The 24,299-nt window shown below is 60.1% G+C and carries 19 protein-coding genes; 9 read left to right on the top strand and 10 right to left on the bottom strand.

Going from position 1 to position 24,299, the window contains the following annotated elements; all coding sequences use genetic code 11:
* Window positions 1-29 precede the first annotated feature (29 nt).
* Window positions 30-962, bottom strand: coding sequence for an EAL domain-containing protein (locus IHQ71_RS17615; RefSeq protein WP_258157746.1), 933 nt, complete (start codon window positions 960-962; stop codon window positions 30-32).
* A gap of 189 nt (window positions 963-1,151) precedes the next feature.
* On the opposite strand from IHQ71_RS17615, the gene IHQ71_RS17610 reads away from it, so the two are divergent.
* From IHQ71_RS17610 to IHQ71_RS17600, 3 genes are all read left to right on the top strand, one after another.
* Window positions 1,152-2,354, top strand: a complete 1,203-nt coding sequence (locus IHQ71_RS17610) for a pyridoxal phosphate-dependent aminotransferase (RefSeq protein WP_258157745.1) — start codon at window positions 1,152-1,154, stop codon at window positions 2,352-2,354.
* A gap of 82 nt (window positions 2,355-2,436) precedes the next feature.
* A complete protein-coding gene (locus IHQ71_RS17605) occupies window positions 2,437-2,727 on the top strand; it encodes a PAS domain-containing protein (RefSeq protein ID WP_258157744.1) in 291 nt (96 codons plus the stop codon).
* A gap of 6 nt (window positions 2,728-2,733) precedes the next feature.
* On the top strand, window positions 2,734-3,879 hold the full coding sequence (locus IHQ71_RS17600) for a sensor histidine kinase (protein ID WP_258157743.1): 1,146 nt from the start codon (window positions 2,734-2,736) through the stop codon (window positions 3,877-3,879).
* A gap of 465 nt (window positions 3,880-4,344) precedes the next feature.
* Here the strand turns inward: IHQ71_RS17600 and IHQ71_RS17595 are convergent, their stop codons facing one another.
* Together IHQ71_RS17595 and trxB are read right to left on the bottom strand one after the other, a co-directional pair.
* Window positions 4,345-5,241 (bottom strand): LysR family transcriptional regulator VtlR, encoded by an 897-nt coding sequence (locus IHQ71_RS17595; protein WP_258157742.1) that lies wholly within the window; start codon window positions 5,239-5,241, stop codon window positions 4,345-4,347.
* A 29-nt stretch (window positions 5,242-5,270) separates the two neighbouring features.
* A complete protein-coding gene (gene trxB / locus IHQ71_RS17590; protein ID WP_258157741.1) occupies window positions 5,271-6,245 on the bottom strand; it encodes a thioredoxin-disulfide reductase in 975 nt (324 codons plus the stop codon).
* A gap of 237 nt (window positions 6,246-6,482) precedes the next feature.
* Between trxB and IHQ71_RS17585 the strand changes: the two genes are divergently transcribed.
* The 3 genes from IHQ71_RS17585 to IHQ71_RS17575 all read left to right on the top strand — a co-directional run bounded on the left by IHQ71_RS17585 (window position 6,483) and on the right by IHQ71_RS17575 (window position 9,484).
* Window positions 6,483-7,022: a TRAP transporter small permease subunit gene (locus IHQ71_RS17585; protein WP_258157740.1), complete on the top strand. Its 540-nt coding sequence runs from the start codon at window positions 6,483-6,485 to the stop codon at window positions 7,020-7,022.
* Window positions 7,023-7,043: 21 nt separating this feature from the next.
* Window positions 7,044-8,480: a TRAP transporter large permease subunit gene (locus IHQ71_RS17580; protein ID WP_308737850.1), complete on the top strand. Its 1,437-nt coding sequence runs from the start codon at window positions 7,044-7,046 to the stop codon at window positions 8,478-8,480.
* A gap of 236 nt (window positions 8,481-8,716) precedes the next feature.
* On the top strand, window positions 8,717-9,484 hold the full coding sequence (locus IHQ71_RS17575; protein ID WP_258157739.1) for a glycosyl transferase: 768 nt from the start codon (window positions 8,717-8,719) through the stop codon (window positions 9,482-9,484).
* Here IHQ71_RS17575 and IHQ71_RS17570 read toward each other — a convergent pair.
* The 3 genes from IHQ71_RS17570 to IHQ71_RS17560 form a co-directional block, all read right to left on the bottom strand.
* Window positions 9,454-10,488 carry a glycosyltransferase family 4 protein gene (locus tag IHQ71_RS17570; RefSeq protein WP_258157738.1) on the bottom strand — a complete coding sequence of 345 codons (1,035 nt, stop codon included), beginning with the start codon at window positions 10,486-10,488 and terminating at the stop codon, window positions 9,454-9,456. The genes IHQ71_RS17575 and IHQ71_RS17570 overlap by 31 nt on opposite strands.
* Window positions 10,489-10,494: 6 nt before the next feature.
* Complete coding sequence (gene greA / locus IHQ71_RS17565; RefSeq protein WP_258157737.1) at window positions 10,495-10,971, bottom strand: transcription elongation factor GreA; 477 nt, start codon at window positions 10,969-10,971, stop codon at window positions 10,495-10,497.
* Between the two features lie 160 nt (window positions 10,972-11,131).
* The gene (locus tag IHQ71_RS17560; RefSeq protein ID WP_258157736.1) at window positions 11,132-12,172 is read right to left on the bottom strand and encodes an alpha/beta fold hydrolase; all 1,041 of its coding nucleotides are present in this window, start codon (window positions 12,170-12,172) and stop codon (window positions 11,132-11,134) included.
* 154 nt (window positions 12,173-12,326) lie between these two features.
* On the opposite strand from IHQ71_RS17560, the gene IHQ71_RS17555 reads away from it, so the two are divergent.
* A complete protein-coding gene (locus IHQ71_RS17555; protein ID WP_258157735.1) occupies window positions 12,327-12,881 on the top strand; it encodes an SRPBCC family protein in 555 nt (184 codons plus the stop codon).
* A gap of 175 nt (window positions 12,882-13,056) precedes the next feature.
* Window positions 13,057-14,748, top strand: a complete 1,692-nt coding sequence (locus tag IHQ71_RS17550; protein ID WP_258157734.1) for a phosphoethanolamine transferase — start codon at window positions 13,057-13,059, stop codon at window positions 14,746-14,748.
* 150 nt (window positions 14,749-14,898) lie between these two features.
* Here the strand turns inward: IHQ71_RS17550 and IHQ71_RS17545 are convergent, their stop codons facing one another.
* A complete protein-coding gene (locus IHQ71_RS17545) occupies window positions 14,899-15,303 on the bottom strand; it encodes a GFA family protein (RefSeq protein ID WP_258157733.1) in 405 nt (134 codons plus the stop codon).
* A gap of 184 nt (window positions 15,304-15,487) precedes the next feature.
* Here IHQ71_RS17545 and IHQ71_RS17540 point away from each other — a divergent pair, with 184 nt between their 5' ends.
* A complete protein-coding gene (locus IHQ71_RS17540) occupies window positions 15,488-16,930 on the top strand; it encodes an MFS transporter (RefSeq protein WP_374990038.1) in 1,443 nt (480 codons plus the stop codon).
* Here the strand turns inward: IHQ71_RS17540 and carB are convergent.
* The 3 genes from carB to IHQ71_RS17525 form a co-directional block, all read right to left on the bottom strand.
* Window positions 16,927-20,415, bottom strand: a complete 3,489-nt coding sequence (gene carB / locus IHQ71_RS17535; protein ID WP_258157731.1) for a carbamoyl-phosphate synthase large subunit — start codon at window positions 20,413-20,415, stop codon at window positions 16,927-16,929. The two genes, IHQ71_RS17540 and carB, sit on opposite strands and share 4 nt — an antisense overlap.
* Before the next feature lie 178 nt (window positions 20,416-20,593).
* Window positions 20,594-21,613, bottom strand: coding sequence for a zinc-dependent alcohol dehydrogenase family protein (locus IHQ71_RS17530; RefSeq protein ID WP_258157730.1), 1,020 nt, complete (start codon window positions 21,611-21,613; stop codon window positions 20,594-20,596).
* 138 nt (window positions 21,614-21,751) lie between these two features.
* Entirely contained in the window at window positions 21,752-24,136 is a 2,385-nt protein-coding gene (locus IHQ71_RS17525) for a methyl-accepting chemotaxis protein (protein WP_258157729.1), read from the bottom strand.
* Window positions 24,137-24,299 lie beyond the last annotated feature (163 nt).

Genomic DNA, 24,299 nt, shown 5'->3' with positions numbered 1-24,299 from the left:
CGTCGTCGTGCAGTTTCCTGATCCGCAGATCAGCGCGTGCGCTTGCCGAATGTGGCTGTGCGCTTCGGAGCCGCAGTGTAGGCGATTGGTGCAGGTTTCGGCATGTGGACCGACGGGTCGTAGCGTTCGAGATCGATCCTGGGCCTTACATCCTCGCGCGGCAGTTCGCCGGTCTCGGGGAAGTCGGCGTTGAAATGAGTGGGGGCGAGTTCCGGTCGCGCCAGGGCATAGCCCTGCAAAAGAGGAACGTCGAGATTGTTGCAGATATCGACCTGGCGGATATCCTCGAGGCCTTCGAAGATGGCGAGGATGCCCTGTTCGCGAAACTGGTTGACCATCACGCGCAACAGCGCTGAACCGGCGGAATTTTCCAGGAATTCCTTCACCCAGTCAGCCTCGAACTTCACATAGTCGGGCTTCAGGAGGTTGAGGCGGGCGATGTCGCGCTCTTCGGCACCATATTCGTCGATGGCGATGCGGAAGCCGTGATGGCGCAGTTCCTGCACGAAGCGGGACAGCATGTCTTCCGAGTCGTTTTCCTTCTGGGCGATCTCGCAGACCACGCGGTCGGGGCTCATGCCGGATTCGAGCGTCGCGAGCTTGATGTGCTCGACCTCGCGCCGGATATCGGCATTGGTGACGAAGACGCCGGGCTGGAAATTTAGGAAGAGCTTGGCGCGGCGGCGGTTGAGCGCGCCGGTATTGAAGATATGCAGCGAGCGGCAGAGGCTGTCGATCATCGCACTGTCTTCTCTCGCCACGCTCGAGAAGAACTCGCCGGGACGAACGAATTCGCCATTACGCATCGGACGGATAAGACCCTCGAACGCCTGGAGCGTCAGCACGCCCTCATGATCCTGGCTGAAAATCGGCTGGAGCGCGGAATGCAGGGTATATACGCCGTAGTCTGCGACCCATGCATCCTCTTCGTCACGCCGGAGATTGGAAAAGATGCTGCTCATGTGCCCTTCCGCAACAAACTGCCCAAGGCACAATCATAAGGGGTGAATCATTACCGTTGGCTTAAGCAGGCATCAAGATTCTTCATGAAAGCGAGGACGTTGAAGGGCATTCCTTTCTTGATCGCGTCCACGCCATCTCCTATAAAACCACCGCTTACACCGACCCACCCTTACCAAGGAAAACTTTAAATGGCCTTTCTTGCCGATGCCCTTTCCCGCGTGAAGCCCTCTGCAACCATTGCCGTTTCGCAGAAAGCGCGCGAACTGAAAGCCAAGGGCAGGGATGTCATCAGCCTTGGTGCGGGCGAGCCGGATTTCGATACGCCCGACAATATCAAGAAGGCGGCGATCGACGCGATGAACCGCGGCGAGACCAAATACACGGCCGTTGCCGGCATTGTCGAACTGCGCGAGGCGATCGCTAAGAAGTACAAGCGCGAGAACAATCTCGATTACACCGCGAACCAGGTGATCGTCGGCACCGGCGGCAAGCAGATTCTGTTCAACGCCTTCATGGCGACACTCAACGCCGGCGACGAAGTCGTCATTCCGGCGCCGTACTGGGTGTCCTATCCCGAAATGGTGGCGCTTTGCGGCGGAACGCCTGTCTTCGTGCCGACGACGATCGAAAACAAGTTCAAGCTGCAGCCCGCCGATCTCGACAAGGCGATCACGCCGAAGACCAAGTGGTTCATGTTCAATTCGCCCTCCAACCCGTCGGGTGCCGCCTATTCGCGCGACGAGCTTAAGGCGCTGACCGATGTCCTGATGAAGCATCCGCATGTCTGGATACTGACCGACGACATGTACGAGCACTTGACCTTCGACGACTTCAAGTTCGCGACGCCTGCCGAGGTCGAGCCAGGCCTTTATGACCGCACGCTGACGATGAACGGCGTGTCGAAAGCCTATGCCATGACCGGCTGGCGCATCGGCTATGCCGCGGGTCCGTTGCAGCTGATCAAGGCGATGGACATGATCCAGGGCCAGCAGACCTCGGGTACCAATTCCATCGCCCAGTGGGCGGCGCTCGAAGCGCTGGAAGGGCCGCAGGATTTCATCGTCAGGAACAAGGCGGTGTTCCAGGGCCGGCGCGACCTCGTCGTCTCGATGCTCAACCAAGCCAAGGGCATCAAGTGCCCGACACCAGAGGGTGCATTCTATGTCTATCCGTCCTGCGCTGAGCTGATCGGCAAGACGGCGCCGTCGGGCAAGGTGATCGAGACCGACGAGGATTTCGTCTCCGAACTGCTGGAGAGCGAAGGCGTCGCGGTGGTGCACGGATCGGCCTTCGGGCTCGGCCCGAATTTCCGCATCTCCTATGCGACGTCGGAGACGTTGCTGGAGGAGGCCTGCCGGCGTATCCAGCGTTTTTGTGGCGCTTGCAAATAGGGGCAGCCGACCATCTTTCGCGTCGTTTCGCAGGGTGATATTGTCACCCTCACCTTTGTCAAGTCGGGAATGTTGGCGCAGAATGACCATCTCAGTCGTTGATGACGAAACCGGGCAGCCCGAAGTCCGGGATTCATTTCGCCAATCGGAGATTCGTTATCGCCGTCTCTTCGAAGCGGCCCATGATGGCATTCTCATTCTTGATTCCGTCAGCCGAAAAATCACCGACGCCAATCCTTTCATGGATCATTTGCTCGGCTACCCGCACGAGGAGTTGCTCGGCAAGGAACTGTGGGAAATCGGCTTGCTCAAAGACGAACAGGCGAGCCATGCGGCGTTTCAGGAACTGCAACTGAAGGGGCACGTTCGCTAAGACGATTTGCCGCTCGAAACCAAATCGGGCGACAAGCGGGAAGTCGAAATCGTGGCCAACCGTTACGATGAAGACGGCAAGCAGGTCATTCAGTGCAACATCCGCGACAACACCGAGCGCAAGCGGAATGAAGAAGCGCTGCGCGCGAGCGAAGAACGCTTTCGCGCTTTGTTCGAAGTGGGCCCCACTGCCATCTATTCCTGCGATGCCTCAGGTGTCATTCAGGAATTCAACCATCGTGCCGCGGAATTGTGGGGCCGCACACCGGCACAGGGGGATACCGACGAGCGGTTCTGCGGCTCATACAAATTGTTCCGTCCGGACGGAAGTTTTATGCCCCACGATCAGTGCCCCATGGCCGAGGTGATTTCTGAAAAAATGTCGGTTGCGCGTGACATGGAAGTGATCATCGAGCGACCCGACGGTTCTCGGGTTACTGTCGTCGTGAACATCCGTTTGTTGAAGAACGAACGAGGAGCAATCACGGGAGCCATCAATTGCTTTTACGATATTACCGAGCGCAAGCAGGCTGAAGAGCGCCAGCGATTCCTCATGGACGAACTCGCGCACCGGAGCGGAAATCTGCTGGCTGTGATTCAGTCGATCGTGTCTCGCAGTCTGACCGGGACGCGACCGCTCACCGAGGAGCGTCAGACGCTTGCGGGTCGCTTACAGGCGCTCGCGCGGACTCAATCGTCGCTCACGGGTGGGGGCTTCGGTGCGCCGGTTGCCAAGATCATCCGACTCGAGTTCGAAGCCTTCTCTAACCGGGTCATGGCTATTGGCCCGGATGTGACTCTGAACTCCAGGGCAACGCAGACCTTCGCGCTTCTCGTGCACGAGCTTGCCACCAATGCCGTCAAGTACGGCGCGCTATCCCAGCCGGAAAAAGGCCAAGTCGATATCCGTTGGTCCCTCGAGGGCGCGGGCAAGGAGGCAAGGTTCAAGTTTCAATGGCAGGAACGCGATGGCCCGCAGGTGATCCCTCCGACGCGCCAAGGCTTCGGTAGCGTGCTGCTCGAAAAGGTTGTTGCACAGGATTTTGGCGCGGAGCCAAAGATCAGATTTGCGCCTGAAGGCGTCAGCTATGAGATCGATGCACCACTGCTGGCCATGACGGTCCATAATCCTCCTGTCGCAACTCAGCGATAGCAGGTGGCGGATGTAGAGCCGGTCGTCCCGCTGATCTGGATTTGCGGTCGATCCTCTGACCGTCGGGGCCGAACACAGGCAAGCCGAAATTCAGGGCAAAAAAAAGGGCCACGGCAAGTGCCGGGCCCTTATAGTTTTGAAGGTGATTTAAACCTCCAGAGGGGAACAGCTGATGCGGCGGCACTGGGAGGAAAACCGCCATGTGCATCAACTGAGTGCGATATGGGTGTTTTTTGTGCAGGGCACAATGTACGCTGACGCATGACTGATATGCAGTGGGTGCATGAACTCCTAATATTCAACCTAAGCACTTATAATACTTGAGAGTTTCGGGAAGCTTCGAAATCCAGAATTGGCAAGCATCAATAATAGTACTGTTTCATTGACCGGATGAATGAGTCGATGCGGAAAAATCGGCGGAAATAGGCCTGATGTTTCGCTGCATTTGCGGAGATCGGAAAATACTCAGAAATTCCAGTTGCGCGCCTTGGCTACTATGAAGTCACGGAAGACCTTCAGCTTGGCGGCATTCTTCATTTCGGCCGGGTAGCAGAAATAGGTGTCGAAGGACGGCACATCCGCACCTGTTACGAGCTGCACGAGGCCGGGATCGCGGCCGACGATGTAATCCGGCAGCATGGCAATGCCGATGCCCAGCAGGGCGGCGCGCTTGATCGAAGTGAGGCTGTTGATCTGCAAGACCGGCACGCGTGGATCATCGTCGGGGCGGGCGGCCGTCTCCAGCCAGTTCACGTCGAGCAGGTAGTTGGGTGCGGGCTCGCCGAAGCTGATGATCCGGTGATTGTCGAGGTCCTCGAGCGTCTGCGGCTCGCCATAGCGGCTGAGATAGGAGGGCGCGGCATAGACATGCATATGCACCGTGAACAGCTTGCGCTGGATGAGGTCGGACTGCTGCGGCTCGCGCAGGCGGATGGCACAGTCCGCATGGCGCATGTTGACGTCGATCTCCTCGTTGTCGAGGATCAACTGGATCTGCATTTCGGGGTAGAGCGACAGGAACTCCTGCACCTTGTCGGTCAGCCAGCCCTGGCCGAGGCCGACCGTCGTGGTGATCCTCAGGCGGCCGGTCGGCTTCTCGGTCGTCTCGGTCAGCTGCATCTTGACCATTTCGAGCTTCATCAGCACGTCGTGCGCCGTGCGGTAGAGCAGCTCGCCCTGCTCGGTCAGGATCAGGCCGCGGGCGTGGCGGTGGAACAGCTTGGTATTGATGTCGGCTTCAAGTGCCGAGACCTGGCGGCTGATAGCTGACTGCGACAGATGCAGCTTGTCGGCGGCATGCGTGAACGATCCGGCCTCCGCAGCGGCATGAAAAATGCGCAACTTGTCCCAGTCGAGCGCCATCTTGTTCCCGGTCCCCTTTTATGCCGCTGTTATTCCGCGGCTTGTGCAACATGCAAAACACCGGCCAGGAAGCGTTCGGCTTCGAGCGCGGCCATGCATCCCATGCCGGCGGCCGTGACTGCCTGGCGGAACGTGTCGTCGGTCACGTCGCCAGCCGCGAACACGCCTTCGATATTGGTCGCGGTCGAATCCGGCGCGGTCCAGATGTAGCCGTTCGGCTTCATGCGGAGCTGGTTCGCGAAGAGTTCGGTCGCCGGCGCATGGCCGATCGCGACGAAGATGCCATCGATCGGACGCGCGGTCACTTCGCCGGTCTTGGTATTGCGGACCTTGACGGCGTTGACGGCGGCAGGAACCGGCGGATAGAGCTGTTCGCCCGTGATCTCGGCGATCTCGCTGTTCCACTCGACCTTGATGTTCTCCTTGGCGAAGAGCCGCTCCTGCAGGATCTTCTCCGAGCGGAACGAGTCGCGCCGATGCACGACCGTTACGGACTTGGCGATATTGGACAGGTAGAGTGCTTCCTCGACGGCGGAATTGCCGCCGCCGACCACGATCACGTCCTTGTTGCGATAGAAGAAGCCGTCGCAGGTGGCACAGGCGGAAACACCAAAGCCCTGATAGGCCTTCTCGGATTCGATGCCGAGCCACTTGGCCTTGGCGCCGGTGGCGATGACAATCACATCTGCGATCCAGTCCTGGCCCGAATCGGTCTTGACATGGAAGGGCCGGCTGGAGAGATCGACATTGGTCACGAGGTCGCTGACGATCTCGGCGCCGACATGCTTGGCCTGGCCGAGCATCTGCTCCATCAGCCACGGACCCTGGATCGGGTCGGCGTAGCCGGGATAGTTCTCCACGTCGGTCGTGATCATCAACTGCCCGCCTTGTTCCATGCCTGCAATCAGCACGGGGTTGAGCATGGCGCGTGCGGCATAGATCGCCGCCGTGTATCCGGCCGGTCCCGATCCGATGATCAGGACTTTGGTGTGACGAGCAGACATTTCGTAGATCCCTGTGATTCCAGTCGCGCAAGCCATGCGCCGATGTGATGCTTATCTATGATCGGAGTGCATGGATATTCAAGTGCGGCACGCATTCGTGAACTGTCAAGTACGACCTTTTCCCCGGGTTACGTGACACTCCGGTACTTTCCATGCCCGGCTTTCTCGTTTAAACGATTTGGCCGGGGAAGCCCCGCGGAAAAACAACAGCCTTGAGCGGGACCGACTGGAGGAGAAATGCAGGCTCTCTTATCCTTGAGCAGCGCCATCGATGCCGTATCGAAAAAGCTTGGCCAAATCGCGGATTACCTGGTTCTGTTCTGTGCGCTGATCAGCGCCGGAAATGCCATCGTGCGCTACCTGTTCGACTATAGCTCGAACGGCTGGCTGGAGATCCAGTGGTACATGTTCGCAGGCATGGTGCTTCTCGGCGCATCCTACACATTGAAAATGAACGAGCATGTCCGGGTCGACCTGGTCTATGGCTGGGTCAGCGACCGCATACGGCTGTGGATCGACATTGTCGGCATTATCGTCTTCCTGCTGCCGGTGGCGGCTTACTTCACCTATGCGTGCTGGCCATTCTTCTACAGCTCTTTCGTAGAAGGCGAGATGTCGTCCAATGCCAGCGGCCTGATCCGCTGGCCGGTCAAGCTGCTTCTCGTCGTCGGATTCGGCTTCCTGTTCCTGCAGGGAATATCGGAACTGATCAAGCGCGTGGCTGGCCTCATCGGCGTCGTCAAGATCGACACCCACTACGAAAAACCGCTGCAGTAATGCCGGACGGGGACACATTCTATGTTTGATTTCGGTATCATACCGCCGCTGATGTTCCTCGGCATGATCATCTTCATGCTGTACGGTTTTCCGGTGGCCTTCTCGCTCGCGGCCGTCGGCCTGTTCTTCGGCATTATCGGCATCACCACCGGCCATTTCACCGAAGCCTTCCTCGAAAACCTGCCGTTCCGCTTTTACGGCATCATTTCCAATGAATTGCTGCTCGCCATTCCGTTCTTCACCTTCATGGGCGCGATCCTTGAACGATGCGGGTTGGCGGAGGATCTGCTCGAAGGTACTGGAAAGCTCTTCGGCGGCATCCCCGGCGGCCTGGCCTTCGCGGTGATCCTTGTGGGCGCAATTCTCGGCGCCATCACTGGCACCGTGGCGGCCTCGGTCATCACCATGGGCATGATTTCGCTGCCGATCATGCAGCGCTACGGCTATGACATGAAGCTCGCCACCGGCGTCATCGCAGCCTCGGGCACGATCACGCAGCTGATCCCGCCGTCGCTGGTGCTCGTCGTTCTCGCCGACCAGCTCGGCCGTTCGGTCGGCGACATGTATGCCGGCGCGATCGGCCCGTCGCTGCTGCAGATCGGCATCTTCATCCTCTATATCGCTGTTATCGCGATCTTCCGGCCAAAGATGATGCCGCCGCTGCCCAAGGAGGCGCGCGGCGACCTCGATGCCAAGCTGATCTTCAGGGTGCTGATGGGCATGATCCCGTCGATCGTGCTGATCTTCCTGGTGCTGGGCACGATCTTCATGGGCATCGCCACACCGACGGAAGCCGGTGCGCTTGGCGTCGTGGGCGCGATGATCCTCGCGGCCATCAACGGTAGGTTCACACTGCCGCTCATCCGCCAGGGCATGGAATCCACGATGCGGATCACCGCCATGGTGGTGTTCATCCTGATCGGCGCTACGGTGTTCAGCCTGGTGTTCCAGGGCATGAGCGGCGGCCGCTGGATCGAACACATGCTGTCGGGCCTGCCGGGCGGCGCGATCGGCTTCCTGATTTTCGTCAACATCTTCATCTTCATCCTGGCCTTCTTTCTCGATTTCTTCGAGATCGCCTTCATCATCGTTCCGATGCTGGCGCCGGTGGCTCATTCGCTGGGGATCGATCTCGTCTGGTTCGGCGTGCTGATCTGCGTCAACATGCAGACCAGCTTCATGCATCCGCCGTTCGGGTTCGCGCTGTTCTACCTGCGTGGCATCGCGCCACCTTCGGTCAAGAGTTCGGATATCTATCTCGGGGCGCTGCCATGGGTGGGCTTGCAGATCGTGCTGGTGGCGATCGTGATCTTCTGGCCGGAATCCGTCACCTATTGGCTCGACAGCGGGCCGACGGTCGATCCGAATACGATCGACATCAAGATCGATCTGCCGACCCTGGGGGCCGATCCAAACGGCGGATTGCCGGGCTTTACGATGCCGGAGCCTGCGAAATAGGGCCATCCCCAGGCAAAGTGATGTGGGATTTGCCTGGAACATAAGGCTGCTTTTTGTCACGAGCGCTCTGGGCAACCGGAAGGCAGGGATAGTAGAACTTGGCATCCGACCGGCCATTTCGCCGCCAGGCGATAAAGCTTCTTGCGCGCGTCCTACTCGGAGGCCGGCGGGCGCATTATCATTCCTGGCTGCCGTCGCTCACGATCGCGGGACGGAGCGGAGGCCATCCTGGAAAAGTGAAATTTCGTGGTGGGATCGACTTTCCCTTGCGCGATATTTGCAGCCTGTCGGAGCGTGCAGGTGAGAGGATCGTCATCATCGGCTCCGGTCCTTCGGTGAAGGGCGCGGAGCTGTCTTCATTGCCGGAGCGCAGCGCGTTGCTGTTGAACGGCGCGATCAGCCTGATCGGACAGATCCGTGAGCCGCTGGCGGTGGCGATCGAGGACGAGCGCTTCGTCTGGCGTCATTTCGGCCTAATGCGCGAAAGGATGACTCGACGGGAGGTGCCATTGCTTTTGTCGCCCGGCGTGATGCGCGCAATCTGCGAACTGGACATCGATCTTCTTCGCGACAGGCCGATCATCCTGATCGACGATATCCGCAAACCCTATGGCCTGCCTCGCCGCGACAAGGCGGCGCTTACAGGTTTCGATTTCGTCGTGCTCGAAGCCGAGGCAGGGTTCTCAGCCGATCCAGACCAGGGCGTTTTCCAGGGTGGCTCGGTGGCCATCTCGGCGCTGCAATTCGCACTCGCTACGGGCGCCCGCGAGATCGGGTTTCTCGGCGTCGATATAACCAATGCCAACGCGCCGCGTTTCTACGAGAAAGAGGGCAATGTTGCCTATTCCGGGATCGCCGGAGCCGAGGCGCGCATCCTGGCGCATATCGGACTGGCGCGCGATGCGGCCGAGGCGATGGGCGTGCGGCTTTCCAACCATTCCCAGGTATCGGCGCTCAGATCGATCGGCCTCGATTACCGGCCTTTGGACCAGACCGTTTCATAGACGTTCGAGAGAGCCTGCACCTCGTTGGCGATCGCGAATTTCTGACGCACATGTTCAAGCGCATTGGCGCCGTGCGCGCGGGCCAGATTAGGATCGGCAAGATAGGGTTCGATTGCGGCCTTGTAGGCGCCGAGATCGCCGGTGGGGACTACGGCCCCGGTCTTTCCGTTTATGATCAATTCGGGATAGGCGCCGACGTCACCGGCGATTGCCGGCACGCCGGACGCCATTGCCTCGAGCGGCGTGAGGCCAAAGCCTTCGGTGCGCGACGGCGCGACGTAGAGGGCAAGTTGCTGGTACCAGGCGGGCATATCGTGGTTCTCGTCAGCCAGCAGCAGTCTGTTTGAAAGGCCGGCTGCTTCGATCTGCTCTTTCAGGTCGTCGGCGAATCCTTGATGTTCCGGCGTCACCCGGCCCACCGATACGCCGCGCCATTCGGGATAGATTGGCAATAGCGCGATCAGTGCATCGACGAACAGATCGGTGCCCTTCTGATGCCGGACGCGACCTGCGCAGCCGATCACCAATCCAGAGTCCGGTTGGCCTTCAGGCGCCGGATGAAATCTCTCCGTATCGATTCCATGCATCACCACTGTGTGGGGCACATCGAGGTAGGCGCCGCCGCGCGCGCTGGTCGCGATGACGTGATCCATCCTTGAGATCAGCCATTTCGTATAGCGTGTATGGCGACGTTGCGAGGCGGAGGTGAAGATCAGCTTCAGCTTCATGCGCAGCACGTCGCGCAGCACGATGCCCGCCAGCATTTCGACATTCCGGCGCGCATGCCAGATGCGCGGTCGGCCGCTGGCAAGCGGCTTCCACAGCCCGGCAAGCTGGCGATACTGCATCCTGGGAAGATCATCCGGCAGGCCGGGACCGAGCGTCGCGATCTTGACGCCCGCCTCGATCTGCCGGGGAATGAGCTGGATGATCGTCGAGGTCACGCCGGACAACCGCTGCTTGAAATGCGGGGCAATAACCTCGATGTCATCAATTCCAGGCAAGGGCGATCAGCCCCAGTTGACCGCCACGATCTCATAGGCCTTGGAGCCGCCGGGTGCATTGACCTCGACGGAATCGCCGGCTTCCTTACCGATCAGGGCGCGTGCGATCGGCGAGGAAATCGAAATGCGGCCTTCCTTCACGTCGGCTTCCTGGTCTCCGACGATCTGATAGGTCTTTTCCTCTTCGGTATCCTCGTCGATCAGCTTGACCTTGGCGCCGAACTTGATCTTGGAGCCGGACATCTTGGAGAGATCGATCACTTCCGCGCGGGCGATATAGTCCTCAAGCTCGCCGACCCGGCCCTCATTGTGGCTCTGGGCTTCCTTGGCGGCGTGATATTCGGCATTTTCAGAGAGGTCGCCATGTGCACGGGCTTCGGAAATCGCCTCGATGATCCGCGGACGCTCTTCCTGCTGGCGCCACCTCAGTTCCTCGTTCAGCTTCACAAAGCCGCTCTGTGTCATCGGTACCTTTTCGACCATTTCATTCTTCCTTGGCATTCGTGCCCCATCCAATCGGGCACAAAAAGAAAACGGCCCCAGAAGCGCGAACTTCTGAACCGTCAATAAAATTCGTGTTTTGTTTATATAGCAGAGTCCGGGTGGAAAATGCGAGCATTTTTTGCTGCGTGCCGCCCGTGGATCAATGTGTCCGGCGCAGCAGCGCCTGGGGCAGGGGCGTTTCCCGTCCGCCGAGAGACCCTGCGAACTCGGCCATTATATCGGCGACTTCCTCCGGTTTCTCGACATGCGGAATGTGGTTCACATGATCGAGCACGACAAGCGTTGCGCGCGGCAAGAGCGACCGGATGTGCTCGCCCTGGGCAAGCGGGGTGACGCTGTCCTGCCGGCCCCAGACCAGCACGACCGGAGGATCGAACTTTGCGAAATTGGCTGGATCGGCAGCCAGCGACCGGCTTTCGTCGGCATAGAGCGCTCTGGCCAGCCATTTGGCGGTTTCGCTACTGGTGTTCGTCAACACGAAGGGCTGCTGGTAGAGCGCGATGCGCCTGGCATCGACGATCCGGTCGTCATAGATGAAGTCGCGCAGACCCTTGCTGGTCATCAGCGGATTGGTGAAGGTCGAGGCGGTGAGCGCGCGACCCAGGACGGGCGCATCGAACAGGCCGGCGATCATGCTTGAGCCGCCGGGATTGTCGAGTCCCAACGCTGCATCGAGCAGCAGTAGGCCTTCGATCCGGTCCGGGGCGGTAAATGCAGCCTCAAGCGTTGCGCCGGCGCCGAAGGAATGGCCCGCGAGAACGAAGGTCTTGAGGCCGAGTGCATCGGCAAAGCCAAGGACAAGACCGGCCTGCGCCGTGCGGGAATAGTCACCATTCCCAGGCCGCTCGGAAAAACCGAATGGCGGCAGGTCAGGCGCGATGACATAGAAGCCTCGCTTGGCCAGCCTGTCAGCGATCTCGTACCAGGTGTCGGACCAGGCGAGTGTGCCATGGATCAGCAGGATCGGCGTGCCGGTGGACGGTCCCCAACTCTTATAATGCATGTCCAGCCCGGCTGCCTCGACATAGGTGCCCTGGTGTCCGTGACGCCCCGGCTCGACCGTCTCGCGAAGGAAAGCCGCGAGCGAATGCCAGGCGAGCGCCGCACCAATCACGACCAGAATCGTCGCGGCGCTCAGCCCGGCGAAGCGTCGAAGACGCGATGGAATCGCCTTGGGCATACCTTGAAGTTCCCCATGCGCATTCGCTTACCCTACCGCATACGCCTTAAGACTCTCCTTCGGTCGGAAACAACGGCTGCTTGTGCCAAGGATTTGCTTGCTTGCAGGCGTATTGCTCGTAGATTGATGGCCTTGGCAGCGATGGGGAAAAGATATGCTCACAGTCCTCCTCTATATCGTCGTAATCCTGCTGGCCGTCGCCGTCGTGGTGCTGACATTCGCGTCGACGCAGCCCAACGCGTTCTCGGTCAAGCGCTCGGCCGAGATCAAGGCTCCCGCCGACACGGTCTTCGCGCTGATCAACGATTTCCGGCAATGGCCGAAATGGTCGCCCTGGGAAAAGCTCGATCCCCATCTCAAGCGAACGCTCTCCGGCACTGAGGCCGGACGCGGCTCGGTCTATGAATGGGAGGGCGACAAGAAGGTCGGCGCGGGGCGGATGGAAATCCTGGATTCCGTGCCGCCCTCGCGCGTGGATATCAGACTGTCATTCCTCAAGCCATTCAAAGCCGAGAACCGTACGGTATTTACCATCACGCCCGTCGGCGGTGCATCGCAGGTGTTGTGGGAAATGACCGGCACCAACAATCTCATGTTCAAGATCATGGGCATGTTCATGAGCATGGACAAAATGGTGGGCGGTGATTTCGAGAAAGGCCTCGCCGCGATGAAGGCCGAAGCCGAGCGCGGCCTGTTGACGGAATCCTGACAAGTATAGCGCCAGGGGTTGTGGATCGCTGACGACGCTACAAGGGCGAGGCTCGGCTTCCGAGCGAAGCCGATCATTGCATTAGCGCGTCATAAAATCGTCTTGTTGCTCCTGAGGTTTGCTGTTAACAGCGGAAAAACAAGCGCGTGATGTCGCAAGCCCCCCGGAAGAACCGATGCAAATCTCGACCTTAAAATTGTTGCGCAATGCGGCAATTTTCCTGAGCCTTTACGGGCTTGCTACCGGCATTCTCTACCTTTGTGGCGCCCCGACGCGCATCGCCGCGGTCGCCGGCCTCGCCATTCCTGTTATGGCAATGCCGGTCTGGGGATTTGCGATCCTCTTTCCGCGCTGGGCCTTTATCGGCTATGGACTCTACTTTCTTTGGGCCATGCTCTGGGTCGCTGATTTCTTTTCCGCCGGTTTCGTCATGGCGCGCTACAGCCTGAGCCTCGAGTCGCCGGTGGTTATCGAGGCGCTCTCCAATACAAGCCTGCTTGATGTCAGGGAATATTTCGACGACTCCTGGATGCTGATCGTCGTCATTCTGGTGCTGACGCCAGTTTTGGCCTGGCTGCTGACGGCTTTGGTCCGGATATCCGCAAGGAGCTTCGGCCCCGTTCGCTGGCACCGGGCTTTCGTAATGCTGGCTGGTCTGGTCCTGATCGTGCTGCCTCTCGCCTATCACGGCAATCCTGTCGTCGCGCGCGCCGACCCCGCGTGGCGCTGGATCAAGTTTTACCAGAAGTATCAGAACGAGCAGAACTATCGCGTTCTGCTGGTCGCCTCGCGCAAGGACGCGGAGAAGCGACTTCCCGCCTGGAATCCGCACATTGCCGCCAAGGATCCGAAAACCTTCGTGCTGGTCATTGGGGAAAGCTCCAATCGCTCCGATTGGTCGCTTTACGGCTACAAGCGCAAAACGACGCCGAAACTCGACGCGCTGGCCGGCGAAATGCTGGTTTTCCGCGATGCTATCTCTTCCTGGGGCAGTACCAACCGGGAAGTCACTCGCATTTTCACCATTGCCGACCATGAAAACGATAACAGTTGGCGCGCGGAGCCAGATGTCTTGGGCCTTGCCAAGGCTGCGGGCTACAAAACCTTCTGGCTCACCAACCAGAATGGTTTTCTGATCAATACCGTTTTCGCCCAACAGGCGGATCAGTTCACGATCGTCAATAGCGGTCTCGGCCAGCGCAGCGATACCAGCCTTGACGAGAAACTGCTACCGGAACTCGACAAGGCGCTCGCCGATCCCGCCGAGCGCAAATTCATCGTGCTGCACACGATCGGCTCGCATCAGCATTACCAATTGCGCTATCCGGAGAATTTCGCCGTCTATGATAATGCCGACGACGAGGTCGCGCACGAAATGGCCGCCAAATGGAGCGGGCTTGCGGTTGCCCGCAACCATTACGACGACACCATCCGCTACACCGACTTCATCCTTTCCTCGGTGATTTCCAGGCTCAAGGCCGACAAGGTGAAAAACAGCGAAATGCTTTTTCTTTCCGACCACGGTCAGGAAGTTGGCCAGTTAACGGATGTCTGGGGCCACCAGCTCTTTCTGGAATCCGGATTTACCGTGCCAGTGATCCTATGGCTGAAGGATAACCCCGCCCTACTGGCAAAAAAGAGCGAATTGGAACAGCGTCCTTACCAGACGGACCAGATCGATTGGACCATTCTGTCGCGGCTCGACATTACGACCGCATTCGATCGGCCGGAATACGACGTGACCGGCGATGGTTTCAAGCCGTGGCAGCGCATGATACGAGGACGGCCCTATGTTCCCGGCGTATCGCATATTGTCATGCCCAAGGACGCCACCCTGCCTGAGGATGAACTGCGCGAACTGAATTGATGATCCATGATCGAAACAGCGCGGCTCCGTCTATGAATGGGAAGGCGACAAGACGGTCGGTGCGGGGCGGATGGGAATCGCGGATTCCGTGCCACCCTCGCGCATCGATATCAAATCGCCATTCCTCAAACCATCCAGGGCCAAGAACCCCTAGAGATAGGATGTGATCTTCGGCGAGTTTGGCCAGTTGTAGTTCAGCCCATCCGCATAGTGGATCGGCAGACTTGCGAGTTCCTCCGGCGCGACATCGTCCAAGCAGGCAACATTGATGGAGACGAACGCGCCGCCGATCTGCTCGACATAACCGTCACCATAGGCGTGCAGGCCGCAGGTCTTGCAGAAACGATGATGGCCGCTCATCGTACCGAACTGGTAGTCGTTGGTGTCGGTCTCCTCGCACAGAAGACGGAAGGCCTCGGGCTTGACATTGGCGCCCCATGAGCGCGACTTCGAGCAGAAGGTGCAGTTGCAGCGGCCGGTGCCGGCAGCGAGATCGACATCGACTTCGTATTTCACTCGGCCGCAATGGCAGCTTCCGCGATAGGTCTTCAGCATGGCGTCCTCCATTGGTTTGATGGAGAGATACTAGCGCATAATGCTGTCACAAAATGGCAGCATCGTCTTGGAGAAATAATTTTCAAATCGCTCTTTACCTCAACCTAAGTTGAGGTTGTATTCATGTTGCTTCAGATTCCCGGAGGTTCGGAAGGAAGCAAGAATGACCGTGCAAAGTGAGCTCATTGATAGCGACATCCCTGTTGCGGAGGAGGGTGCCGACGACGGCTGGCGTGATCTTCTTAGGCCGAAATACTTCATCTCGACGATCATGTTGTGCCTGGGTGTGGCTCTCTTCGCTTTCAACGAATTCTTCGTTTCGGTCGCCTTGCCTTCCGCCGTGGCGGAGCTCGGCAAGCCATGGCTGCTTGCCTGGGCGTTTTCGCTGTATCTCGTGTTCGCCATCATCGGCGGTGCTATGGCCGCCTATCTCAAAGGCCGCTTCGGGGCCAGGTTGACGCTCGTGGCAGCTTCGATTGTCTTCCTCGTCGGAACCATCCTTGCGAGCCTTGCCACGAATTCCTCACATCTCGTCGTTGGGCGGCTGTTACAGGGCTTCGGCCAGGGCATCACGATCGCGCTCTGCTATGCGCTGATTCCAGTCCTGTTTCCCAAGTCGCTGGTGCCGAAAGTATTCGGCGGCCAGGGTATTGCCTGGGCGGCGGCTGCCTTTGGCGGACCATTGATTGCAGGCATCCTTACGCAGTATGTGTCCTGGCGGGCAGCCTTTGCATCGAGCCTGCCGGCAGCGGTGCTCTTCATCGTGCTTGTGCTTTTCCTCGTTCCACGCCAGCCAAAAGCCGATGAGAACACTACCCCTGTGCCGCTCGTTCGGCTTATCATGATCGGAGTGGGCATTCTGGCGATCTCGATCTGCGGCCTGACGGAATCGCGACTTGCCATCGTGTCGCTGCTGGCTGCGGCCGCTGTATCGTTCTTGGTTTTCCTGAAGGCTGATAAGCGGAACACCCACACGCTCTTGCCGCGAGATGCCTTTTCGCCGCGCGCCCTGCCGGGTGCTGGCTTGTGGATCATTCTGCTCATGCCCTTTGTGGGTTCAGCTGGCGCTGTCTATCTGATGTATGGGCTACAGGGCATCTGGGGTCTGAAGCCGGCGGAAGCAGGTCTTGCAAGTGCGATCCTGGCTCTGGCCTGGAGCTTCACCGGGATTCTGGTGGCCAGCATCAAGTCGGTTGAAACGCGCAATCGGCTGATCGTGCTTGGGCCGCTTCTGCTCGCAACAGGCACCGGAGGGATCGTCACGGCTGTCACGCTCGACACGTTGTGGCTGGTCTATCCGAGCCAAGTCGTGGTGGGCGCCGGGTTCGGTGTGAGCTGGGGAACGCTCAGCCAGTTGTTGATGGACCGCGCATCCGAGGCGGAGCGCGACAAGACCTCGGCGCTGCCTCCGACGTTGCAATCGACAGGCTATGCGATTGGTGGCGCTGTCTTCGGGCTGCTGGCAAATGTTGCGGGTCTTCGCGAGGGCCTTACTGGCGAAGACCTTCGCGGCGTGCTCGTGCCGGTATTCGTTGCCGCGTTCGCAATGGCACTTGTCACCTTGGTCTTCGGATGGCGGACGGTGGTTTCGACGTCCGCCATTCCATCAGCGAAAAGCGTGCCTTAGGCGAAATAAGCCTGCAACGGCTTGATATCCAGGCTGCCGGCCTTGAGTGCCTTGATCGCCTCGGCGGCGGAAAGGGCGCCGGACATCGTGGTGTAGTAAGGCACCTTCTGCATAAGCGCGGCGCGGCGGAGCGATTTCGAATCCGAGATCGCCTTGTTGCCGTCGGTCGTGTTGATGACGAGCTGGACCTGGCGGTTGCGGATCGCGTCCTCGATATGCGGACGGCCTTCCAGCACCTTGTTGATCTTGGCGGACTTGATGCCGTTCTCGATCAGGAAGCGCTGGGTGCCGGCTGTCGCCAGAACCTTGAAGCCGATCTCGTCGAGCAGGCGGATTGCCGGCAGAACGCGTGGCTTGTCGTCATCGCGTACCGAAACGAAGACCGTGCCGGAGCGGGGCAGTTCGACGCCGGCGCCGAGCTGGGCCTTGGCGAAGGCCAAGGCGAAATCGGTATCGAGGCCGATGACTTCGCCCGTCGAGCGCATTTCCGGCCCAAGCAGCGTATCGACGCCCGGGAACTTTGCGAAGGGGAACACGGCTTCCTTGACCGCGATGTGCTTCAGCGCGCGCGGGTCGGGCCGCTCCGGCACATAGGCATGGAAGGCGGTGTTGAGCGTTTCGCCGGCCATGACGCGGGCGGCGATCTTGGCGATCGGGGCGCCGATGGTCTTGGCGACGAAGGGAACGGTGCGCGAGGCGCGCGGATTGACTTCCAGAATGTAGATCACGCCATCCTTGATGGCATATTGGACATTCATGAAGCCGCCGACATTGAGCGCCTTTGCCAGCATCTTGGTCTGGCGCTCGAGCTCGTCGAGGATTTCATTGCTGAGCGTGCGCGGCGGCAGCGAGCAGGCGCTGTCACCCGAATGGATGCCGGCTTCCTCGATATGCTCCATGATACCGCAGATATAGACGTCCTTGCCATCCGAGAGGCAGTCGACATCGACTTCGATCGCGTTGGTCAGGTAGCTATCGAACAGCAGCGGGTTCTTGCCGAGCAAGGTGTTGATTTGGCCGGTCTTGTCGTTGGGATAGCGGGCCTTGATGTCTTCGGGGACAAGCTCGGGAACTGTGTCGAGCAGGTAGGTCTGGAGCTGGCTCTCGGAATGGATGATCTGCATCGCGCGGCCGCCGAGCACGTAGGACGGGCGGACGACGAGCGGGAAGCCGATTTCGGTGGCGACAAGGCGTGACTGTTCGACCGAATAGGCAATGCCGTTCAGCGGCTGCGTGAGGTCGAGCTTCATCAGGAGCTTCTGGAAGCGGTCGCGGTCCTCGGCGAGATCGATCATGTCGGGCGCGGTGCCGAGGATCGGGATGCCGGCACGTTCCAGCGCGTCCGCGAGCTTGAGCGGCGTCTGGCCGCCGAACTGGACGATGACGCCGAGAAGCTCGCCGCGTTCCTGCTCGATCTTGAGGATCTCGATGACGTCTTCGGCCGTCAGTGGCTCGAAATAGAGCCGGTCGGACGTGTCGTAGTCGGTGGACACGGTTTCCGGGTTGCAGTTGACCATGATCGCTTCGAAGCCGGCATCCTTCAGCGCGAAGGCCGCATGGCAGCAGCAATAGTCGAACTCGATGCCCTGGCCGATGCGGTTCGGGCCGCCGCCGAGAATGACGACCTTCTTGCGGTCCGAGACTTGCGCCTCGGAACGGGCGGCGCCGACGAAGGGCGTCTCGTAGGTCGAATACATATAGGCGGTGGGTGAGGCGAACTCGGCGGCGCAGGTGTCGATGCGCTTGTAGACAGGGCGGACGTTGAGACGATTGCGGATCTCGGCCACTTCCTTCGGGCGCTTGTTGGTCAGCGTCGCGAGGCGGGCGTCGGAGAAGCCCATGGCCTTGAGCATCCGCAGGTTCTCGGCATCCTCGGGCAGGCCGTGCTCACGGATGCGGGCTTCCATATCGACAATCGACTTGATCTGGGCGATGAACCACGGGTCGATCTTGCAGGCGCCGTGAACTTCGTCCTCGCTCAGGCCCATGCGAAGCGCCTGTGCGACCTGCCGCAGCCGGTCCGGCGTCGGCGTGCCGATCGCGGCGCGGATTGCGTTGTGGTCGTCGCTGTCGCCGAGGCCGGGGATTTCGATCTCGTCGAGGCCGGTGAGGCCGGTTTCCAGCCCACGCAGCGCCTTCTGCAGGCTCTCCTGGAAGGTGCGGCCGATGGCCATGACTTCGCCGACCGACTTCATGGCGGTGGTCAGCATCGGCGAGGCGCCGGGGAATTTCTCGAAGGCAAAGCGCGGGATCTTGGTAACGACATAGTCGATCGAAGGCTCGAAGGACGCGGGGGTCGCGCCGCCGGTGATGTCGTTGTCGAGTTCGTCGAGCGTGTAGCCGATCGCGAGCTTCGCGGCGATCTTGGCGATCGGGAAGCCGGTGGCCTTGGAGGCGAGTGCCGAGGAGCGCGAGACGCGCGGGTTCATTTCGATGACGACCAGACGGCCATCGGCCGGATTGACGGCGAACTGCACGTTCGAGCCGCCGGTCTCGACGCCGATCTCGCGCAGCACCGCGATCGAGGCGTTGCGCATGATCTGGTATTCCTTGTCGGTCAGCGTCAGCGCCGGCGCGACCGTGATGGAGTCGCCCGTATGGACGCCCATCGGATCGATGTTCTCGATCGAGCAGATGATGATGCAATTGTCCGCCTTGTCGCGGACCACTTCCATCTCATATTCCTTCCAGCCGAGCACCGACTCTTCGATCAGCACTTCGGTGGTGGGGGAGGCATCGAGGCCGGAGCCGACGATCTCGAAGAATTCCGAGCGGTTATAGGCAATGCCGCCGCCGGTGCCGCCGAGCGTGAAGGACGGACGGATGATGGCGGGCAGGCCGACGAAATCCATTGCCTGGGCGGCAATCGCCTGGGCATGGCTCATATAGCGCTGCTTACGGTCGCTCTCGCCGAGGTTCCAGCGGTTTTCCAGCGCGTCGAGCGCGACGTCGAGCTCGGCGCCCGACAATTCGGACTTCAACTTGGCGCGCTCGGCTTCATGGCTCTTGCGGTCGAGATCCTTGATGTCGGTGGCGTTGGCGAGCATCGATTTCGGGGTTTCGAGACCGATGCGCTTCATGGCTTCACGGAACAGCGCGCGGTCTTCCGCCATGTCGATGGCATCGGGCTTGGCGCCGATCATCTCGACATTGTAGCGGTCGAGCACGCCCATGCGGCGGAGCGACAGCGCGGTGTTGAGCGCAGTCTGGCCGCCCATGGTCGGCAGCAGCGCGTCAGGGCGCTCCTTGGCGATGATCTTGGCGACGACTTCGGGCGTGATCGGCTCGACATAGGTGACGTCGGCGAGATCGGGGTCGGTCATGATCGTGGCGGGGTTGGAATTGACCAGGATGACGCGGTAGCCTTCTTCCCTGAGCGCCTTGCAGGCCTGTGTGCCGGAATAATCGAATTCGCAGGCCTGACCGATCACGATCGGGCCGGCACCAATGATGAGGATCGATTTGATATCCTGGCGCTTCGGCATCTATGCTTCCATCTCAATGGCCTGCGGCAAGAGCCGGCATTCGGTTCTGGGAACCGGCCGGGCGCAGACTGCGGGTGTGTCAAGGCTAGAAGCGGCTTATAGGGAAATGATCCGCCGAACGAAACCCCGCAATCGAAGTTTTTTCAGCAATTCACGACATTTGGATTCGGTGCGGCGGCTAAGGCACCACCAGCACTTTGACCTCGCCTGCGCGGGCCGGATTGCGGACGACCTCCGGAGCTTCATTCAGCGATACGCGGCGTGAGATCAGCTTCTCGACATTGATGGCGCCCGACGCCACAAGATCGGCGGCGCGGCGATGGACGAAGGGGTTGATGAAGGAGCCCAGCACACGAAGCTCGCGGAACAGGATATCGAAGGGCTCGATCTGCACCTTGGCGCCCTGCGGCATGACGCCGAGGATAACCACGGTGCCGCCCGCCTTGGCGAGTCGCGTCGTTTGCTCCACGGTTTCCGCCACGCCGGCGCATTCGATGACGACATCGACGCCGCGGGGCACGAGGCCGTTTGGACCAGTGATTGCCTCGATAATGTCCGAAGAGGAGGGATCGACGCTTGCCGTTGCGCCCAGTTCTTCGGCGAGCCGGCGTTTTGATTCCTGTCGGGTCGAGAGAATGACGGTTGTCGCGCCAGCCAGCCGGGCAAGCTGCACGACCAGGAGGCCGATCACGCCGCCGCCGAGGACGACCACGGATGAACCCGTCCTGATCTCGGCCATATCCACGCCGTGAAGGCAGCAGGCGAGCGGTTCGCAGAAGGCACCATGCATCGGGTCGAGGTCGAGCGGAATGGAGAAAGCCTGCTTTTGCGGCACGATGACATATTCGGCAAAGCCGCCATCCCGGTGGATGCCGATAGCCTGCAGATTGCGGCACAGGTTGACGCGTCCGGCCATGCATTGGGGGCAGCGGCCGCAGGAAATGTTCGGGTCGCCGGTAACGCGGTCGCCGATCTTGAAGCCGGTCACGTCGGTGCCGATGGCCTCGATGATGCCGGCGAACTCGTGTCCAATGGTCACGGGCGGCTTGGACGGAAACTCGCCAAGCAGAAGGTGACGGTCCGTGCCGCAGACGCCGCAGGCCTCAACCCGAACCAGCAGATCATCCGGACCGGGCCGCGGCTTTTCCACGTCCCGCACGAAGAGATTTCCGACGGATTCGAGCCGCATGGCCTTCATGAACGTTCCTCCCAAGATGCTCCGCCCTGATTGGAGCGGGAAAGCTGCAATGGGTCAAGCCGCCTTGGATGCGGTCGCCATAAATGAAAAGCGGCGGGAAAATCCCGCCGCTCATGCGTGCGAATATTTGGCCTGGTCCTAGAATTCTTCCCACTCGCCGCCGCTTGGTGCGGGGGCGGCAGGGAAAGCTGCTGCCAGCTTGTTGCCGAGCGCGCGGGCAGGGGAGGCGGCAGGCACTGCGCGGGAGACGGCTGCCGGCGCGATGCGTACCGGGGCCGAGGCCGGCCTGATGGCCGCCGGTCTTGCTGCAACAGGCTGCGAATGCCGGACAGGTTCCACGCGGGAGTGCGCGGTGCGGCCGCCGAGATTGAACTGGCCAAGGCGGCTCGACAACGAGGTCACTTCCGTCGCCAGCGTATGGGCCGCGGCATTGGTTTCCTCGACCATGGCCGCGTTCTGCTGGGTTCCCTGATCCATCTGGTTGACGGCCGTGTTGATTTCCTGGAGCCCGATGGACTGCTCACGTGCTGCCTGGACGATGGCCTGGACGTTGCTGTTGATCTGCTGGACTTCGACAACGATCATTTCCAGTGCCTGACCGGTCTCGCCGACAAGGCTGACGCCGCGCTTGACGTGATCACCCGACGAGGTGATCAGGCCCTTAATCTCCTTCGCCGCGTTGGCCGAGCGCTGGGCAAGTTCGCGGACTTCCTGCGCGACGACGGCAAAACCCTTGCCGGCTTCACCCGCACGGGCTGCCTCGACGCCCGCGTTCAGTGCCAGCAGGTTGGTCTGGAAGGCGATCTCGTCGATGACGCCGATGATATTGGAGATTGACTGCGAGGAACGCTCGATCTCGCTCATCGCGGCCACGGCATTGCGAACGACTTCACCGGATTTTTCGGCGCCGTCCTTGGTCTTGGCAACCAGCGAACCGGCTTCCTCGGCGCGCGTGGTCGAATCCTTGACCGAGGTCGTGATCTGTTCGAGCGCGGCTGCGGTTTCTTCCACGGAGGCGGCCTGCTGCTCGGTCCGGCGCGACAGGTCGTCGGCGGCGGAGCGGATTTCCTTCGAGCCCGATTCGATCGTGGCGGCATTTTCCGAGAAGGAGACGAGCGCTTCCTGCAGTTTTTCGATCGAGCCGTTGAAGTCGTTGCGGATCTGCTCGAGCGCGCCGGTGAACGGCTTGTCGAGACGGATCGTCATATCGCCGTCCGAGAGCTGCTTGAGGCCGCCGGCGAGTTCGGTGACCGCGAAGCGCACTTCCTCCTCCTGGGCTGATGTGATGCGGGCGCGATCGGCGCGCTCCTTTTCCTGTTGGGCCTGATTGGCATGTGCCTGTGCCTCGAGTTCGACCTTGTGGCGGTTGTTTTCGAGAAGCATAGCGAGCGAGCGGGAAAGATCGCCGATTTCGTCCTTTTTCTCGGCGTCGGAGAGCACGACGTCGAGATCGCCCTTGGCGATTCGGTCGGTCTGGCCGATGACATTTGAAATGCGGGCGATGAAGCGGCGCGAAATCAGCAGGCCGAGGCCCGCGAGCAGAATGGCAGCAATGGCGGTGACGGCTGCAGCCATCCAGGCCATGTGATAGAGACTGGCAAAAACCGTTTTCTTCGGGATGGAAACTACAGCGTACCAGTTATTTTCCGCCGTCAGTTTGACGGGATAGGCGACTGACATATAGGTCGTGCCGTCGGAAATGGTTGCTTCATTTTCGACGCCGGGGTTGGCAATGAGCTTGTCCCAGCCCTGGGCCATTTCGCCGGCGTCCTTGATCGACTTGCCGGCGAGTTCCTTGACGGGATGCGCCAGGATGCTGCCGGAGCCGGTAACCAGGCTCAGGAAGCCGTCGCCCATCGGGCGGATGGCAGCGAGGGCCGTGTTGGCGCTTTCGAGCGAGATATCCATGCCAGCGACGCCGACCGCCTTGCCGTCGATCATGATCGGCGAGACGAGCGAGGTGATCAATTGCGGCTTGCCGTCAATGGGATAGACATAGGGCTCGATAACCACGGACTTCTGTTGATCATGAGCAAGAATGTAATAGTCGCCGGCGCCGGAAACCGTGTAATCGAGCAGCGGCTCATTGATGATCTTATCGCCGCTCTTGACCCAGTAAGGAACATAGCGGCCGGTCTTGTCGTGGCCCTTCTTGCCGACGAATTCTGCATCCTTGCCGTCGAAGGCATTCGGGTCCCAGCCCGTCCATACGCCCAGCGCCATCTTGTTGTCCCTGAGCAGCGTCTCCAGCAGTCTGTCGGCATTGGCGCGATCGGTCGCGCCGCCGAGCTTCATCGCGGTGAGTGTGCTCTTGAGATTGTCGACGGTCTGCATCCCCTGCGCCATGGATTTTTCGATGCTGAGTGCGTTGTTACTGGCGATCTGGCGCATCTGCTCCAGGCTTGCTTCCTCGGAATCCTTGTAGGCAATGGTGAAAAGCACGCCCGCCGTTGCCAGCGTCGCAACCAGCCCGGAGGCTGCGATTGCAAAGATGTTCCGACCGGTTGCAGATTTGAAAAGCATGAGATGTCCCCCCAGGAGATCGGTATGGCGTGCGTTTTTGGGAATGTGGGAAATGAAACGACGGGAAGCGTCGGCAATCCGGCAGACTCATTCTGCTGCCGTGAGGCTAATCGGTGAGAATTAATGAAAGATTGAAATAGTTCTATGGTTTTTGACGTGTAAA

It is taken from the genome of Rhizobium sp. TH2 (genome assembly GCF_024707525.1).
Classification (GTDB): Bacteria; Pseudomonadota; Alphaproteobacteria; order Rhizobiales; family Rhizobiaceae; genus Rhizobium_E.
Note: the sequence above shows the minus strand (reverse complement) of the source record. Positions and strands in the feature narration are given on the sequence as shown.

What these genes read in the sequence shown, in the direction of transcription:
- IHQ71_RS17525 (WP_258157729.1), bottom strand. Translation starts at nt 24,136, where the DNA reads ATGCTTTTCAAATCTGCAACCGGTCGGAACATCTTTGCAATCGCAGCC.
- trxB (WP_258157741.1), bottom strand. Translation starts at nt 6,245, where the DNA reads ATGTCTGCTCGTCACACCAAAGTCCTGATCATCGGATCGGGACCGGCC.
- IHQ71_RS17615 (WP_258157746.1), bottom strand. Translation starts at nt 962, where the DNA reads ATGAGCAGCATCTTTTCCAATCTCCGGCGTGACGAAGAGGATGCATGG.
- IHQ71_RS17550 (WP_258157734.1), top strand. Translation starts at nt 13,057, where the DNA reads ATGCAAATCTCGACCTTAAAATTGTTGCGCAATGCGGCAATTTTCCTG.
- carB (WP_258157731.1), bottom strand. Translation starts at nt 20,415, where the DNA reads ATGCCGAAGCGCCAGGATATCAAATCGATCCTCATCATTGGTGCCGGC.
- IHQ71_RS17595 (WP_258157742.1), bottom strand. Translation starts at nt 5,241, where the DNA reads ATGGCGCTCGACTGGGACAAGTTGCGCATTTTTCATGCCGCTGCGGAG.
- IHQ71_RS17530 (WP_258157730.1), bottom strand. Translation starts at nt 21,613, where the DNA reads ATGAAGGCCATGCGGCTCGAATCCGTCGGAAATCTCTTCGTGCGGGAC.
- IHQ71_RS17610 (WP_258157745.1), top strand. Translation starts at nt 1,152, where the DNA reads ATGGCCTTTCTTGCCGATGCCCTTTCCCGCGTGAAGCCCTCTGCAACC.
- greA (WP_258157737.1), bottom strand. Translation starts at nt 10,971, where the DNA reads ATGGTCGAAAAGGTACCGATGACACAGAGCGGCTTTGTGAAGCTGAAC.
- IHQ71_RS17545 (WP_258157733.1), bottom strand. Translation starts at nt 15,303, where the DNA reads ATGCTGAAGACCTATCGCGGAAGCTGCCATTGCGGCCGAGTGAAATAC.
- IHQ71_RS17585 (WP_258157740.1), top strand. Translation starts at nt 6,483, where the DNA reads ATGCAGGCTCTCTTATCCTTGAGCAGCGCCATCGATGCCGTATCGAAA.
- IHQ71_RS17555 (WP_258157735.1), top strand. Translation starts at nt 12,327, where the DNA reads ATGCTCACAGTCCTCCTCTATATCGTCGTAATCCTGCTGGCCGTCGCC.
- IHQ71_RS17605 (WP_258157744.1), top strand. Translation starts at nt 2,437, where the DNA reads ATGACCATCTCAGTCGTTGATGACGAAACCGGGCAGCCCGAAGTCCGG.
- IHQ71_RS17580 (WP_308737850.1), top strand. Translation starts at nt 7,044, where the DNA reads ATGTTTGATTTCGGTATCATACCGCCGCTGATGTTCCTCGGCATGATC.
- IHQ71_RS17560 (WP_258157736.1), bottom strand. Translation starts at nt 12,172, where the DNA reads ATGCCCAAGGCGATTCCATCGCGTCTTCGACGCTTCGCCGGGCTGAGC.